The sequence below is a fragment of the Streptomyces sp. NPDC048479 genome (genome assembly GCF_040651435.1).
In the GTDB taxonomy this organism is placed as follows: Bacteria; Actinomycetota; Actinomycetes; order Streptomycetales; family Streptomycetaceae; genus Streptomyces.
This window is the reverse complement of the sequence record NZ_JBEZKA010000009.1, coordinates 39,346-53,837: the sequence shown is the minus strand read 5'-3', so window position 1 is coordinate 53,837 and position 14,492 is coordinate 39,346. Positions and strand designations below refer to the sequence as shown.

Genomic DNA, 14,492 nt, shown 5'->3' with positions numbered 1-14,492 from the left:
CATGGACCGCTACCGCTCGTGCACCGCCACAGCCCATGGACCGCTACCGCTCGCGCGCCGCCACAGTCCGCAGACCGCTACCGCTCGTGCACCGCTAGAGCTCGTAGACCGCCGTCACCGGCGCATGGTCGCTCCACCGCTCCCCGTGCGTCGCCGCCCGCTCGACCCACGCCTTCACCGCGCGCTTCGCCAGACCCGGCGTCGCCACTTGGTAGTCGATCCGCCAGCCCGTGTCATTGTCGAAAGCCCGCCCCCGGTACGACCACCAGGAGTACGGACCCTCCTCGTCCGGATGCAGCGCGCGCACCACGTCGACGTACTCCGCCTCGTCAAAGACACGGGTCATCCACTCCCGTTCCTCGGGCAGGAAACCGGAGTTCTTCTTGTTGCCCTTCCAGTTCTTGAGGTCGGCCTCCTGGTGCGCGATGTTCCAGTCGCCGCAGACCACAACCTCGCGTCCGTCAGCCGCCGCCCGCGCCTTCAGCTCGGTGAGGTACGGCAGGAACTCCGCCATGAACCGCGTCTTCTCGTCCTGCCGCTCCGTCCCCACCTCGCCCGACGGCAGATAGAGGCTGGCGACCGTGACGCCGGGCAGATCCGCCTCGACATACCGACCGCTCGCATCGAACTCGCTCGACCCGAACCCGATCCGCACCTGGTCCGGCTCACGCCGCGTGTAGAGCGACACGCCCGCGCGGCCCTTCGCGGCGGCCGGGGCATGCACCGTGTGCCAGCCCTCCGGCTCGCGGACCTCGTCGGGGAGCTGGTGCGCCTCGGCCCGTACCTCCTGGAGGCAGATGGCGTCGGCGGCGGTACCGGCCAGCCACTCCACAAAGCCCTTCTTGGCCGCGGCGCGGAGACCATTCACATTCACGGTTGTCACGGTGAGCATCCCGGCACCCTACCGAGCACCACACCGACAGCCCGCATTGCATACATGTACGATCGTCCGCATGATTTTCCGCCACGTGCCCTTCGACCACCCCGATGCCGTCAAACTCAATGACCAGGTGCAGCTCGAATACGCCGAGAGGTACCAGAGCGAGGGCGATGTCACACCGCTCGACGCCACGATGTTCCTGCCGCCGCGCGGCCTCTATCTTCTCGCGTACGACGATCACGACCGTCCCGTCGCCAGCGGCGGCTGGCGCTCGCAGGAAGCAGGCGGCGAGGGCTACAGCGACGGAGACGCGGAGCTCAAGCGCATGTATGTGATCCGCGAGGCGCGTGGTCTGGGCTTCGCCCGCCGGATCCTCGCCGCGCTGGAGGACGACGCCCGCGCCGCCGGCCGTACCCGGATGGTTCTGGAGACCGGCACCAAGCAGCCCGAGGCGATCGCCCTTTACACCTCGTCCGGCTATCTGCCGTGCGCCAAATTCGGCCACTACCGCCATCACGACGAGAGCCGCTGCTTCGCCAAGCCTTTGTCGCGCCCCTGACATAAGCGCGATTCCCGTGGCACTCTGCCTCACGCACGCCGATCCGCACCGCCTCATCCCCCACCCTGCCCGCGCGACTCCATGCGCGGGCACGGCAGAAGGAGACATGCGTGAGACGCCATCGCACCGCCGCCGGGATCCTGTTGACCGTCGGCACCCTGCTCACCGGAGCGCTGTCCGCCACCACAGCAGGCGCAGCCCCCGCTCCGTCCCCCACACCCACTGTCTTCAAACAGCAGCAGACACAGGGCTTCTGGACCGCGGAGCGGATGCGCAACGCCACTCCGCTCGATCTGATCCAGGCCGTCCCCGGCTCGGTCAGAGCCCCGCGGTCCGGTAGCAAGGAGACGGTCGTCCCGCCGACTGCCGTATCCCCCACCGCCTTCCCGCAGGCCGGCGGCGCGTGGACGGGCGGCGGCGCCGTGGTCAAGACGTCCGGCCGGGTGTTCTTCACCTTCCAGGGCCGTACGGCATCCTGCTCCGGCGACTCGGTCACCAGCCAGAACGGCAGCACAGTGATCACAGCGGGCCACTGCGTGAAGTACCAGGGCAGTTGGCACACCAACTGGGTCTTCGTGCCCGCGTACAACAACGGCCAGGCGCCGTACGGTCAGTGGTCCGCCACCAAGACGTTCTCGACGGACCAGTGGGTGGCGAGCGAGGACATCAACTACGACGTCGGCCTGGCCGTCGTCGCCCCGCTGAACGGCAACAAACTCGCCGATACGGTCGGTGCGCAGGGCCTGAGCTTCAACGGCGGCTACAACAAGCCCATGTACGCCTTCGGCTTCCCCGCGGCCGCCCCGTACGACGGCACAAAGCTGATCTACTGCAGCGGCAACAGTTCGAAGGACTTCCTGTTCTCAAAGGACCACAGCCTGGGCTGCAATATGACGGGCGGCTCCAGCGGCGGCCCCTGGTTCACCTCGTTCAGCGAGGCCACCGGCACCGGACTGCAGGCATCGGTGAACAGCTTCGGCTACACCTTCCTGCCGAACCGGATGTTCGGCCCGTACTTCGGCAATGAGGCCAAGGCCGTCTACGACAAGGCCCAGACCTCCTGATCCCTTCGGGTGCCGGCCGGGGCCGCTCAGCCCCCGCCGGTCCCGCGCGCGTTCGGGCCGGGTCAGCGCCGCCCGCTGCCCGCAGGCACGCCGTCACCGGCCGCACCCGCCATCTCGTCCTCGTCCTCGCCCTCGGTGTCCACATGCGGCAGGATCCGGTCCAGCCACCGCGGCGTCCACCAGGCCGCCCGCCCCATCAGCGTCATCACCGCCGGCACCAGCAGCAGCCGCACCACGGTCGCGTCGATGAGCACGCTCACGGCCAGGCCCAGGCCCAGCATCTTGACCACGATGTTGTCGCTGACCACGAAGGCGGCGAAGACGCTCACCATGATGAGCGCGGCGCAGGTGATGACGCGTGCGGTGATCTCCAGCGCGTGCGCGACGCTCGCCTTCGGGTCGCCGGTACGCAGCCAGGCCTCGTGCACGCGGGAGAGCAGGAAGATCTCGTAGTCCATGCTCAGCCCGAAGACGATCGCGAACATCATCATCGGCACATAGCTCTCGATGGGCACCTTGCCCGACACACCCAGCGCCGGGCCGCCCCAGCCCCACTGGAAGACAGCCACCACAACTCCGTACGAGGCGGCGATGGACAGGACGTTGAGCACGGCCGCCTTGACCGCGACCAGCAGCCCGCGGAAGACGATCAGGATGATGAGGAAGGCGAGGGCGACCACCACGGCAATGATCAGGGGCAGTCGGCTGGAGACGATGTCCAGGAAGTCGACCTGGGCCGCGGTCGTCCCGGTGACATAGCCCTGTGCGGAGGTGCCGTTGACGGCCTCGGGCAGGACGTCGTCGTCCAGCCGGTTGACCAGCTCTGTGGTGACCTCGTCCTGCGGCGCCTGCTGCGAATAGGCGGTGCCGACCAGTACGTCTCCGTCCTGAGTGGGCTTCAGCGGGGTGATCACGGCGGCCCCGGACACATGGGCGAGCGCCTTCTGAGCCTGTGTCGCGAGCGCCGCGCGGTCGGCGGCCGGCACCGAGCTCTGGTCGATGACAAGGGTAATCGGCCCGTTGGACCCGGGGCCGAAGGCGTCGGACATCAGGTCGAACGCCCGCCGGTCCGTGAAGGACTTCGGGTCGGCGCCGTCCCCGATGTGGCCGAGCTGGATGGAGAACAGCGGGATGGCGAGCACGGCAATGACGACCACCCCGCCGGTCAGGAACCACCACGGCCGTCGCTCGACGCGCTGCGCGTACCGGCGCCAGCTGCCGTGCTCCCCGGCGCCCGGCTCGACGCCCGGCACGGCGTCCGTCTCCGCGACCGGCTTGCGCACCCGGTACTTGTCGATCCGCCGGCCGATCAGCCCCAGCAGCGCGGGCACCAGGGTGAGCGCGCCGGCGACCGCCGTGATCACGGTGACGGCGGCCGCCACCCCGAGTTTGGAGATAAAGCTGACCCCGGAGACCGACAGTCCCATCAGAGCGATGATGACCGTGCATCCCGAGACGAGCACCGCCCGGCCGCTGGTGGCCACCGCCTTGCCCGCGGCGACCACCGGATCGGCGCCGTTCATGAGGTTCTGCCGGTGCCTGGTGATCAGGAACAGCGCGTAGTCGATGCCCACGCCGAGGCCGATCATGGTGGCGAGCGTGGGTGAGACGGTGGCGAAAGTGAACGCGGCGGCGAGCAGCCCGAGGCAGGCAAGCCCGCAGATCACGCTGATCAGCGCCGTCAGCAGTGGCACACCGGCGGCGAGCACACTCCCGAAACCGATCAGCAGAACGAGGATCGCCACGCCGAAGCCGATCAGCTCACTGATCCGGTCGTTGGCCGCCGGCCTGGCCAGCTCACCCAGCGGGCCGCCGTACTCCACATCCACCCCGGCGGAGCGCAGCGGCTGGACGGCCGTGTCCACGCCGTCGAGATACGACTTCTCCAGAGTGGACGGCTGCACATCGAAGCGGACGGTGATGTACGCGGTTGCGCCGTCCGTGGACAGGGGGCCGATGTTCTGTCCGGACGGCTGTTGCGGGGGCGGCGTCGAGCCCGGCGGAGGCAACGGGTTCTGCGCGGACAGCACATGCGGCAGCTTCTGGAGGTTGGCGATCACCGTGGACATCTGCGAGGCGAAGCCGGTGAGCGGTTTGGCCGTGTCGCTCAGGACGATCTGGGCCGCGTAACCGCCGGCAGCGGGATCGTGTTCCTTGAGCACCTCCCGCCCCTCCGTCGACTGGACGCCGGGCAGCGAGAAGTTGTCGGAGTATTCGCCGCCGTACGCGTGCTGCAGAACCTGCAGGCCCGCGAGGGCGACGAGCCAGGCAAGGATGACGACCGCACAGCGGCGGGCGCACCATTCACCGAGCCGCCGCAGCAGGCCTTTGCGGACCGCGGGGGCGGGGGCAGGGGCAGAGGCGGAGGATGCGGCCGGGGAGTCGTGCGGGGGCTGAGCCAACGACATGCCTTTCTCCCGACGGGAACCGGCGCACGGATGGCTTCCGAGGTCTGGAGGTGCTCTCTCCGACATCGGTCCAGAGAAAGACACAGCGGACATTCAGCATTAAAAGCCCGATCCGCCCGCGCGGCATGCGCACTTCCGTGTGGAAGGCGCCCCTTGAGCGTTGGTCGGAGTCAGCTCACTTCGGATGCGTGGAGCCGAGTGCGCCGGGACTTCTGGGCACCCAGCCGGGTACGGCCGCCACCTGCTTCGGATTGGGCTCGCGCATCAGCGCGCGCCAACCGTCCTGGCCGCCGTTGCCGTCGAGCCGGACGTCAATGTCCTTGATCTGTCCGGTGTCGTGGAAGTACAGCACCACCATTTGGCGAGGATCCGCTCGATCGGGTTGCGCGTGCCGCGACAGCGGGCCAGGACATCGTCCAACGTGGTGTGGCTATTTCCTCGGTCTCTTGCGTCGAACACCGCGCGAATCCGGTGACTTTCGACAAGCAGAGGCGCGAACGACGAGATCCCGGTCAGACGGTGACCGTCTGACCGGGATCTCGTGAACAGCGTTGTTGTTTTGTGGACCTGTGGGGATTTGAACCCCAGACCCCCTCGATGCGAACGAGGTGCGCTACCAGACTGCGCCACAGGCCCTTGCAACGAGTGAAACCTTAGCACCCCCATTGGGGTGCTTGGAAATCCGTTCCCTCGCTGGTCACGGAAGCAGGCCGGCGGAGCCGGGACGCTTCCGCTCTCACTCGTTGGCGGCGCGCGGCCGGTCCTCTTCCGCGTACTGGTCGAAGAGCGGCGTACGGCCGCGGTCCCGGGTTCGGCGGGCCGGGGACGTCCGCTGGCGCGGAGGCGCATCGGCCGGCGGCTCCGCTTCCTGGGTCGGCTCCGCGGTCGAGGAGCGCGCCGAGCTCCAGGTCTCCGGGTCGCTGAAGTCCACACTGCTCGTTGCGCGCGGAGCGACCGGAGCGGTGACGTACGTCGGCAGCGGGACCGGGACCGGGTCCCAGCTGTCACCGCGCGCCGGGCCGCGTTCGCGCTGCTGGTCGACCCACTCCGCGTGGTCCGTCTGCTCGACCAGCGCGCGGCGTCCTGCCTCCTGCGGGGAGAGCGTGACGGGGGGTTCGGGCTCGGGGCGCGTCTCCTGCTCCTCGTCCGGCTCGACCGTGGACCCCGCCGCGGCCTGGTGCCGGCGCGGATGGTTCTCGCGCAGCCTCTGCGCCGCAGCCTCCGCCCGGCGCCGGTCCATGGTGAACGCGAAGCGCCGCCGCTCCTTACCGCGCAGATGCACGATGTACACGCTGAGGAGCACCGCGGGGAGGGCCGGGGCCCACAGGAGGCCGAGCCCGCCGACCGCGGCCACGATCGCGCCGAGGGTGAAGGCGAAGAAGAGGACCACGATGGCGCGTCTGCGGCGGGCCAGGACCTTGGTACGGCGGGCGCGCTCGGCGGCGGCGCCGTTCGGACGCGGACGCCGGGCGCCGGGCCGGGCCGACGGCCGGGACTGTGCCGGGGCCTGGGGCGGTTCCGCCTGCGCGGGCACCGGGCGGGCAGGGACGTCGAGCCGGGCTTCGGTACGGGCCGGGGGCGTGGCGAAGGCCCGGACGTCCACGGAACTCAAACGGTCCGTGGCCGCGTCCGGGTCCACGTCGGCCCCCGCCTCCTCGGCCGCGCGCTCTCGCAGCTCCTTGGCGTACCGGCGCTCCATCGCCCCGCGTCCGGACAGCAGCCGGATGGCGGTGGAGAAGCGTTCCGTCGGACGGGCTTCATTGAGCTCGTCCTGCCTGCGGAGCCACATCGGCACCAAGTAGGCGGCCCAGGCCCCGACAATGACTGCGTAGATGAGGCCACTGCTGCTCACACTTCACACCGTAGAGGGGTTCGCATGAGGGCATCCGCCAATTGGCCCGGTGTGTCGCACGATCTGGCTGATATCACGGACTTTTTTTGTGATTGTTCAGATCAGTTCATGGCTGACGGCGATCAATTTCGAACATTTATTTTATTTCCCGTGACGTTCCGGGTCGTGCCTGGTGCCAGCGGCGGAGCAGTCCCTCCGGTACCTCTTCGGCCGTGAGCGCGAAGACCAGGTGGTCCCTCCAGGCACCGTCGATGTGGAGATATCGGGGCCGCAGTCCCTCTTCGCGGAATCCGAGTTTCTCCACGACCCGGCGGCTGGGGCCGTTCTCCGGGCGAATGCAGACTTCGATGCGATGCAGTCCGACCGTACGGAAGCAGTGGTCTACGGCGAGGGCGACGGCCGTCGGCATGACGCCGCGGCCCGCCACCGCCCGGTCGACCCAGTAGCCGACATGCCCCGAACACATCGAGCCCCAGGTGATCCCGGCGACCGTCAGCTGACCGACGAGCTGTCCCCGGTACTCGATGACGAAGGGCAGCATCCGCCCGGCGTTGGCCTCGGCGCGCAGATGGCGGACCATCTGGCGGTAGGTGGGGCGCTGGGCGACCGGGCTGCCGGGGGCCGACGGCGGAATCGTCGCCTCCCAGGGCCGCAGCCAGTCGCGGTTGCGCCGGTTGACCTCGCGCCAGGCCCGCTGGTCGCGCAGCTTTATCGGACGAAGGGCGATATCGCCGTCCGCCAGGATCACCGGCCAGAACGGGGTGTTCAGCTTGGGCTCCCGGGGGTCCCCCCGGACGGAGTCCGGGGGATGGGTCTGGGGTGGTCTCCACCGCGGATCTGTTCGACGGCGTGGATCAGGAGCTTCTCCAGTACCACGAGTCCGTCGCGTACTCCGCCGGTGGAGCCGGGGAGGTTGACGATCAGGGTCCGGCCGGCGACACCGGCGAGGCCGCGGGACAGCGCTGCGGTAGGCACCCTCTCGCAACCGTACGCGCGGATCGCCTCGGGGATGCCGGGGATCTCGTGGTCGAGGACGCGGGCGGTGACGTCGGGCGTCCGGTCGGTGGGCGAGATGCCGGTGCCGCCGGTGGTGAGGATGACGTCGTACGCGGCGGCGACGCCGTCCCGCAGGGCCTGCTCGACGGGGTCGCCGTCCGGCACGACCCGCGGGCCTTCGACCTGGAAGCCGAGCGCGGACAGGCCCTCGGCGAGGATCGGGCCGCCCTTGTCGGCGTAGACCCCGGCGGAGGCACGGTTCGACGCCGTCACGACAAGGGCCCGGTACGGCGCGACCGGCTCGGTCGCCTCGCCGCCGGTCGCCTCGGGGGCGGTCGCCCGGGTGCCGGCCGCGTCGAGGTCGGCGGCTGCGATGTCGGCGGCTTCGGAGCCGGGCCCGTGGCTGTGGCCGTACACCTCTCCGGCCCGCGGTGCCGGGCTCATGACCGGATCCAGTCGCCGGACTTGCCGCCCGTCTTCTCCTCGACCCGGATGTCGCTGATGACCGCCGCCTTGTCCACGGCCTTGATCATGTCGACGACGGTGAGCGCGGCGACCGAGACCGCCGTCAGGGCCTCCATCTCGACGCCCGTGCGGTCCGTCGTCTTCACCGTCGCGGTGATCTCCACGGCGTCGTCCGCGACCCGCAGATCGAGTTTCACGCCGGAGACTGCGAGCGGGTGACAGAGCGGGATCAGATCGGGCGTGCGCTTGGCGCCCATGATGCCCGCGATACGGGCCGTGGCGAGTGCGTCGCCCTTGGGGACGCCCTCACCGCGCAGCAGTTCCACGACCCGCGGTGATACCAGGACCCGGCCGCTGGCGCGGGCGGTACGTGAGGTGACGTCCTTTCCGGAGACGTCGACCATGCGGGCCGCCCCCGCCTCGTCGATGTGCGTCAGCCTGTCGTGCGTGCTCATTGGTGCGGCGCTCCCGGTCCGGGCCCTCAGGGCCTGTGTGGGCAGACACGGTACCGCCACCGCACGCAGGTCACCCGAGGAGGACCACTTCCACCTCCGCGTCGGGCTCGACCGAGGTGTCGGCCTCCGGGACGACGATCAGGCAGTCGGCATGGGCGAGCGCCGCGATCAGATGGGAGCCGGATCCGCCGACCGGGGAGACGGTGCCCGATTCGGGGTCGTACGTACCCCGCAGGAACTGCCGCCTGCCGGAGGGTGACGACAGGGCCTTGTCGGCCTTGAGCACGGCACGGGCTTTGGGCCGGTGGACGTCCTTCAGGCCCATCAGGGCACGGATCGCGGGACGTACGAACAGTTCGAAGGAGACGTACGACGAGACCGGATTGCCCGGCAGCGCCAGCAGCGGGGTGTGCTCAGGGCCGATCGAGCCGAAGCCCTGCGGCTTGCCGGGCTGCATGGCGAGCTTGCGGAAATCGATCCCGCTGCCCGGCACGTCCTGGTCGCCCACGGACGAGAGGGCCTCCTTGACCACGTCGTACGCGCCGACACTGACGCCGCCCGTCGTGACCAGCAGATCGGCGCGGATCAGCTGGTCCTCGATGGTGGCGCGCAGGGTCTCCGCGTCGTCCGTGACCGCGCCCACCCGGTAGGAGAGGGCGCCCGCGTCACGCGCGGCGGCGGACAGCGCGAAGCTGTTGGAGTCGTAGATCTGGCCCTCGCCCAACTTCTCGCCGGGCTGGATCAGTTCGCTGCCGGTGGAGAGCACGACGACACGCGGACGGGGCCGTACGCGCACGGTGCCGCGGCCGATCGCGGCGAGCAGTCCGATCTGCGGCGGGCCGAGGACCGTGCCTTCCTCCAGCGCCAGATCGCCCGCCTGGACGTCGCTGCCGCGCCGGCGCACATGGGCCCCTGCCTCGGCCGGGCGGTGGACGCGGACCTCGCCGCTCGCACCCTCGGGGGCCTCGCCGGCCGGGCGCATCGTGGTGGCCGCTCCGCCGCCCGTACCGCCGTCGGTCCACTCGACCGGGACAACCGCCTCCGCGCCGGGCGGCAGCGGGGCGCCGGTCATGATGCGCGCGGCCTGGCCGGGGCCGACCGTGGTCAGACCGCCGCCGCCGGCCGCCACATCGCCGATGACCGTGAGGACCGCCGGAAACTCCTCGCTGGCGCCCGAGACGTCGGCCGTACGGACCGCGTACCCGTCCATGGAGCTGTTGTCGAAGGGCGGCAGGGCGACCGGCACCGTGACGTCCTCGACGAGGACGCAGCCCTGCGCGTCGGGCAGTTGCAGCTCGATCGGGTCCAGCGGACGGATCGCGCTGAGGATGTCCTCCAGATGGTCGTCCACCGACCAGATCGTGCTGCTCACAGCGCTACATCTCCTCGGTCACATAACTGCGAAGCCAGGTCCGGAACTCCGGGCCCAGGTCTTCACGTTCGCACGCGAGTCTGACAATCGCCCGCAAATAGTCGCCACGATCGCCGGTGTCATAGCGGCGGCCCTTGAAGACGACGCCGTGCACCGGCCCGCCCAGCTTCTCGTCCTCGGCGAGCTTCTCGAGGGCGTCGGTGAGCTGGATCTCGTTTCCGCGGCCCGGCTCGGTCTGCCGAAGTATCTCGAAGACCGCGGGGTCCAGGACATAGCGGCCGATGATGGCGAGGTTGCTCGGCGCCTCGGACGGCTCGGGCTTCTCGACCAACTTGGTCACCCTGACCACGTCGGACTCGCCGGTGGCCTCGACGGCCGCGCAGCCGTACTGATGGATCTGGGCGGGGTCGACCTCCATCAGCGCGATGACACTGCCACCCTCCCGCTCCTGGATGTCGACCATGCGGGCGAGCAGCGGGTCGCGCGGGTCGATCAGGTCGTCGCCGAGGAGGACCGCAAAGGGCTGGTCACCGACGTGCGGGGCGGCGCACAGCACGGCGTGGCCGAGGCCGCGCGGGTCGCCTTGGCGTACATAGTGCATGGTGGCGAGGTCGCTCGACTCCTGCACCTTCGCCAGACGTTCGGCGTCGCCCTTGCGGGTGAGCGCGCTCTCCAGCTCGTAGTTTCGGTCGAAGTGGTCCTCGAGCGGGCGCTTGTTGCGGCCTGTGATCATGAGTACGTCGGAGAGGCCGGCCGCGACCGCCTCCTCGACGACGTACTGGATAGCAGGCTTGTCGACGACAGGCAGCATCTCTTTGGGAGTGGCTTTCGTGGCAGGCAGGAACCTGGTTCCGAGGCCTGCGGCAGGGATAACAGCCTTGCTGATCCTGGGGTGCGACTGAGTCATGCGATGCACACTATCCGGTAAGTATGGGCTGAAGATGAGCCTCCGGTTAACTTCGTGCTCATAGAGGCGCATACGCGAGGTTTGTGAAGGTGACATGAGCGGCGACTTGTCCAGAAAGAGTGCGGTACGACGTGAACTCCTCGACGCCCGGGGCCTTCTGTCCACTGAGGACGTCCAGAAGGCCGCCACGGTTCTCGCGCGACAGGCCCTGAGTCTCCCGGAATTGACCGAAGCGGGCACGGTCGCCGCATATGTCTCGGTGGGGCGCGAGCCCGGCACGCGCGCGCTGCTCGACGCGCTGCGCGAGCGGGGCGTACGCGTCCTGCTGCCGGTCCTGAAGGCGGACAACGACCTGGACTGGGGCGCTTACAGGGGCCCGGAGCATCTGGTGCGCGCGGGCCGCGGGCTGCTGGAGCCGGACGGCGAGCGGCTGGGCGTGGACGCCGTACTCGAAGCGGATGCCGTGCTCCTTCCGGGGCTCGCGGTGGACGCGCGCGGTATGCGACTCGGCCGCGGAGGCGGTTCGTACGACCGAGTCCTCTCCCGTCTCGCAGCCGCCGGCGCCGACCCCGCGCTGGTGGTTCTGCTGTACGCGAACGAGGTGCTCGCGCGGGTCCCGGAGGAACCGCACGACCACCCCGTGCACGCGGTGGTGACACCCACGGCCGTCAGTCGCTTTACGGAGTGAGCTTGAGGGTGTCGACGGTCTTCGCCTTCACGGCCGCTTCGCCGTAGGCCCAGTCGAGCAGCTCACCGTTGGCCCACTTGTCCGTCTGGTCGGTGTAGTGCGCGCTGTACGCGTGCCCCGACGCACCGGTCAGATTGATCCAGCGTGACTTGTCCCAGTCGCCGACGTTGACAACCATCCGCATCGCCGGCACCCAGATGACGCCATAGCCGCCCGCCGCATTCCAGCCGGTGGCGTTGACCGCCGCCTCGCCGCCGCCCAGGTTCCACGGGCCGCGGTTGAGGACGAACTGCAGGAAGCCGGGACCCTCGGTACCGAGGGTCTGGTTCTTCAGCGTCAGCTGGTGCAGCCTGCCCCAGCTCCAGCTGGAGGCGTCCTTGCCGAGCTCGGCCGTCAGCTCCCAGCGGGCGTCCTCCATGGCCCTGGCGAGCAGCTGGTCCCGCGTGGTGGTGGCCGCGTCCGTACGGCTGGCCGGGGAATGCCACCACTGGTTGTTCTCGTCCTTGAGGATCCTGCGCACGACCTCGAACCAGCGGTCGCCGCCGTCCGGCTGCGCCGACTCCGCGTCGCGCTGGCCGCACTCCCGCACCCGCTCGCTGAGCTGGTCGTCCGGGGCGGAGCTGTCGGCCGGGCGGACGTTGAGGCACTCGCCCTCGACCCGCAGCTCCTTGGGCAGCTTGTTGCCGAAGGCGAGCTTGAGGACATTGCGCCAGACCCCGTTGAAGTACGCGGCGGCACCGGAGTCCGGCTCCTGGGTGTAGTCCCAGCCCTCCAGCAGCTTCTGCGCCTCGCGGACGTAGCTGTCCGAGACGTCGATCTTGAGCAGATACGGCGTCAGCAGCTTGGCGATCTCGCTGCTGTTGTCCATCTGCATGGTGCGCATGTCTTCGGTGGAGATCTTCCCGCCGCCCTGGATCTTCGACTCGATGAGGTCGTTGATCCGCTGGCTGCGGGCGCCGTAGGCGTAGTCCTTGGTCAGCAGGTACGGGTACTTCTTCGCATCGATCACCGACTGGTTGGCGGTGACGATGTAGCCGCGCTCGGGGTCGTACTCGTACGGCAGCTCATCGAAGGGGATGTAGCGCTTCCACTTGTACCGGGGGTCCCAGCCGGGAACGGGCTTCGTGCCGTCGCCCTCGGCGCGGACCGGGATCTTGCCGGGAGCCTGGTAGCCGATATGGCCCTTGACGTCGGCGTAGACGAGGTTCTGCGAAGGGACCTCGAAGTTCTTGGCGGCCGCGCGGAAGGAGTTGAAGTCCTTGGCGCGGTTGAGCTCGAAGACCGCGTCCATGGATTTGCCGGGCTGCAGCGCGGTCCACTGGAGCGCGACCGCGTATCCGGCGCCACGGTCAGGGGCTGCATTGGGGACGGGGGCCTTCTGGCCGACCTTCTCCAGCTCGCTGCTGCGGTCGGAGACCAGCGGGCCGTGACCGGTGGAGCGCACCGTGATCGTCTTGGCGGAGCCGCCCGCGACCTTGATGACCTCCTTGCGGGTCGTCAGCGCCTTCTCCTCGTTGCCCACCTGGTAGCGGTCGCCGGTGAGCTTCTCGAGGTAGAGGTCGGTGACGTCGGCACCGAGATTGGTGAAGCCCCAGGCGATGTTCTGGTTGTGACCGATGATGACGCCGGGCAGGCCGGAGAAGGTGTAGCCGGCGGTGTCGTACTGGCAGGTGGCCGAGACGGTCCGGCAGTGCAGGCCCATCTGGTACCAGAGGGAGGGCAGCGACGGCGCGAGATGCGGGTCGTTGGCAAGCATCGGCTTGTCGGTCGTCGTGTACCTGCCGGAGACGACCCAGGAGTTGGAGCCGATGCCGCTGCCGCTGGGGCCCAGCAGGGCGGGGATCGTGTCGAGGGTCTTGGAGAGCGCGGAGAGCTGGGAGTTGAGGCCCTCGGCTGCGCCCGCCGCGCTGTTCCCGCCGCCGCTGCCGCCGTTGGACCCGTCATACGGCTTGGCCGCCGGGTCGAACTTCCCGGTCGCGGGGTCTATACCGCCCCTGTCGACAATCGGCTTGTTCCGGTCGTACGGATAGGCCGGATACAGGTCCTTGATCTGCTTCTCACTCAGCCTGCTCGTCAGCAGTGAGCGGTCGATCTCCTCCTGCATATTGCCGCGCAGGTCCCAGGCCATCGCCTTGAGCCAGGCCACCGAGTCGACGGGCGTCCACTGCTCGGGCTTGTAGTCATTGCTGAAGGCGAGGGCGGCGTACTCGACCGAAAGGTCCTTGCCCTCGCGGCCCTTGAGGTAGGCGTTGACGCCGTCCGCGTACGCCTGGAGGGACTTCTTGGTCGCGGGCGTGAGGAGGGTGTCGTACTCCTTCTGCGCCACCTGGCGCCAGCCGAGAGTGCGCAGGAAGGCGTCCGTCTCCACCTGTCCCGAGCCGAACATCTCGGAGAGCCGGCCGGCCGTCATATGGCGGCGGACGTCCATCTCCCAGAAGCGGTCCTGCGCCTGGACGAAGCCCTGGGCGCGGAACAGGTCTTGGTCGCTGTCCGCGTAGATCTGCGGGATGCCGTAATTGTCGCGTCTGACCTCGACCGGGCCGGAGAGGCCGTCGAGTTTGACCGTTCCGGTGGTCTGCGGGAACGAGGCGCGCACGGTACTGATGCTCCAGTACGTCCCATATCCGACACCCGCGACAAGCGCCAGCACCAGGACGATCACGAGCAGGCGGGCGCGTCGCCCCTTCTTCTTCTTGGGGGAAGAGGCGGTTGTGTTGGCGGGCATCGCTGTCCTTCGAGGCGCAGGCTGGTCCTGGAGTGCTGGGAGCAACCATAGGCGCAGCGCTCCACCGGCCCGGACGCGGTATCCGTAAGGCGACAGCCGGACCCCCGCTCGCACGGATGAT

13 protein-coding genes and 1 tRNA gene are annotated in these 14,492 nt (G+C 69.2%); 3 read left to right on the top strand and 11 right to left on the bottom strand.

The genetic code is table 11. The features are described 5' to 3' along the window. Positions 1–94: 94 nt before the first annotated feature. Positions 95–892, bottom strand: coding sequence for an exodeoxyribonuclease III (locus AB0D12_RS16270; RefSeq protein WP_362682255.1), 798 nt, complete (start codon positions 890–892; stop codon positions 95–97). 61 nt (positions 893–953) lie between these two features. Here AB0D12_RS16270 and AB0D12_RS16265 point away from each other — a divergent pair, with 61 nt between their 5' ends. After that, positions 954–1,439: a GNAT family N-acetyltransferase gene (locus AB0D12_RS16265; protein ID WP_362682252.1), complete on the top strand. Its 486-nt coding sequence runs from the start codon at positions 954–956 to the stop codon at positions 1,437–1,439. Positions 1,440–1,549: 110 nt separating this feature from the next. Then, positions 1,550–2,503 (top strand): peptidase, encoded by a 954-nt coding sequence (locus tag AB0D12_RS16260; protein WP_362682249.1) that lies wholly within the window; start codon positions 1,550–1,552, stop codon positions 2,501–2,503. A gap of 62 nt (positions 2,504–2,565) precedes the next feature. Here the strand turns inward: AB0D12_RS16260 and AB0D12_RS16255 are convergent, their stop codons facing one another. From AB0D12_RS16255 to galU, 9 genes are all read right to left on the bottom strand, one after another. Then, positions 2,566–4,911 carry an MMPL family transporter gene (locus tag AB0D12_RS16255; RefSeq protein ID WP_362682246.1) on the bottom strand — a complete coding sequence of 782 codons (2,346 nt, stop codon included), beginning with the start codon at positions 4,909–4,911 and terminating at the stop codon, positions 2,566–2,568. 175 nt (positions 4,912–5,086) lie between these two features. Continuing rightward, positions 5,087–5,269: a hypothetical protein gene (locus AB0D12_RS16250; protein WP_362682243.1), complete on the bottom strand. Its 183-nt coding sequence runs from the start codon at positions 5,267–5,269 to the stop codon at positions 5,087–5,089. Positions 5,270–5,473: 204 nt separating this feature from the next. Next, positions 5,474–5,547: transfer RNA gene (locus tag AB0D12_RS16245), tRNA-Ala, on the bottom strand. A gap of 100 nt (positions 5,548–5,647) precedes the next feature. Next, positions 5,648–6,763, bottom strand: a complete 1,116-nt coding sequence (glpR, locus tag AB0D12_RS16240; RefSeq protein WP_362682240.1) for a gephyrin-like molybdotransferase receptor GlpR — start codon at positions 6,761–6,763, stop codon at positions 5,648–5,650. Positions 6,764–6,899: 136 nt separating this feature from the next. Continuing rightward, on the bottom strand, positions 6,900–7,511 hold the full coding sequence (locus tag AB0D12_RS16235; RefSeq protein ID WP_362682237.1) for a GNAT family protein: 612 nt from the start codon (positions 7,509–7,511) through the stop codon (positions 6,900–6,902). A gap of 17 nt (positions 7,512–7,528) precedes the next feature. Next, on the bottom strand, positions 7,529–8,134 hold the full coding sequence (locus AB0D12_RS16230; protein WP_362682742.1) for a MogA/MoaB family molybdenum cofactor biosynthesis protein: 606 nt from the start codon (positions 8,132–8,134) through the stop codon (positions 7,529–7,531). Between the two features lie 65 nt (positions 8,135–8,199). Continuing rightward, positions 8,200–8,679 (bottom strand): cyclic pyranopterin monophosphate synthase MoaC, encoded by a 480-nt coding sequence (gene moaC, locus AB0D12_RS16225; RefSeq protein ID WP_362682234.1) that lies wholly within the window; start codon positions 8,677–8,679, stop codon positions 8,200–8,202. Positions 8,680–8,749: 70 nt separating this feature from the next. After that, positions 8,750–10,051, bottom strand: coding sequence for a gephyrin-like molybdotransferase Glp (gene glp / locus AB0D12_RS16220; protein WP_362682231.1), 1,302 nt, complete (start codon positions 10,049–10,051; stop codon positions 8,750–8,752). Between the two features lie 4 nt (positions 10,052–10,055). Further along, a complete protein-coding gene (gene galU, locus AB0D12_RS16215) occupies positions 10,056–10,958 on the bottom strand; it encodes a UTP--glucose-1-phosphate uridylyltransferase GalU (RefSeq protein ID WP_362682228.1) in 903 nt (300 codons plus the stop codon). A gap of 94 nt (positions 10,959–11,052) precedes the next feature. Between galU and AB0D12_RS16210 the strand changes: the two genes are divergently transcribed. Then, complete coding sequence (locus AB0D12_RS16210; protein WP_362682225.1) at positions 11,053–11,646, top strand: 5-formyltetrahydrofolate cyclo-ligase; 594 nt, start codon at positions 11,053–11,055, stop codon at positions 11,644–11,646. On the opposite strand, the gene AB0D12_RS16205 is transcribed toward AB0D12_RS16210, so the two are convergent. Further along, a complete protein-coding gene (locus tag AB0D12_RS16205) occupies positions 11,636–14,371 on the bottom strand; it encodes a penicillin acylase family protein (RefSeq protein WP_362682222.1) in 2,736 nt (911 codons plus the stop codon). The two genes, AB0D12_RS16210 and AB0D12_RS16205, sit on opposite strands and share 11 nt — an antisense overlap. Positions 14,372–14,492: the final 121 nt, after the last annotated feature.

Bases quoted from the DNA above. Each gene is read 5' to 3' on its own strand.
- AB0D12_RS16270 (WP_362682255.1), bottom strand. From the start codon at position 892: ATGCTCACCGTGACAACCGTGAATGTGAATGGTCTCCGCGCCGCGGCC.
- AB0D12_RS16265 (WP_362682252.1), top strand. From the start codon at position 954: ATGATTTTCCGCCACGTGCCCTTCGACCACCCCGATGCCGTCAAACTC.
- AB0D12_RS16255 (WP_362682246.1), bottom strand. From the start codon at position 4,911: ATGTCGTTGGCTCAGCCCCCGCACGACTCCCCGGCCGCATCCTCCGCC.
- AB0D12_RS16250 (WP_362682243.1), bottom strand. From the start codon at position 5,269: ATGGTGGTGCTGTACTTCCACGACACCGGACAGATCAAGGACATTGAC.
- moaC (WP_362682234.1), bottom strand. From the start codon at position 8,679: ATGAGCACGCACGACAGGCTGACGCACATCGACGAGGCGGGGGCGGCC.
- galU (WP_362682228.1), bottom strand. From the start codon at position 10,958: ATGACTCAGTCGCACCCCAGGATCAGCAAGGCTGTTATCCCTGCCGCA.
- AB0D12_RS16210 (WP_362682225.1), top strand. From the start codon at position 11,053: ATGAGCGGCGACTTGTCCAGAAAGAGTGCGGTACGACGTGAACTCCTC.
- AB0D12_RS16205 (WP_362682222.1), bottom strand. From the start codon at position 14,371: ATGCCCGCCAACACAACCGCCTCTTCCCCCAAGAAGAAGAAGGGGCGA.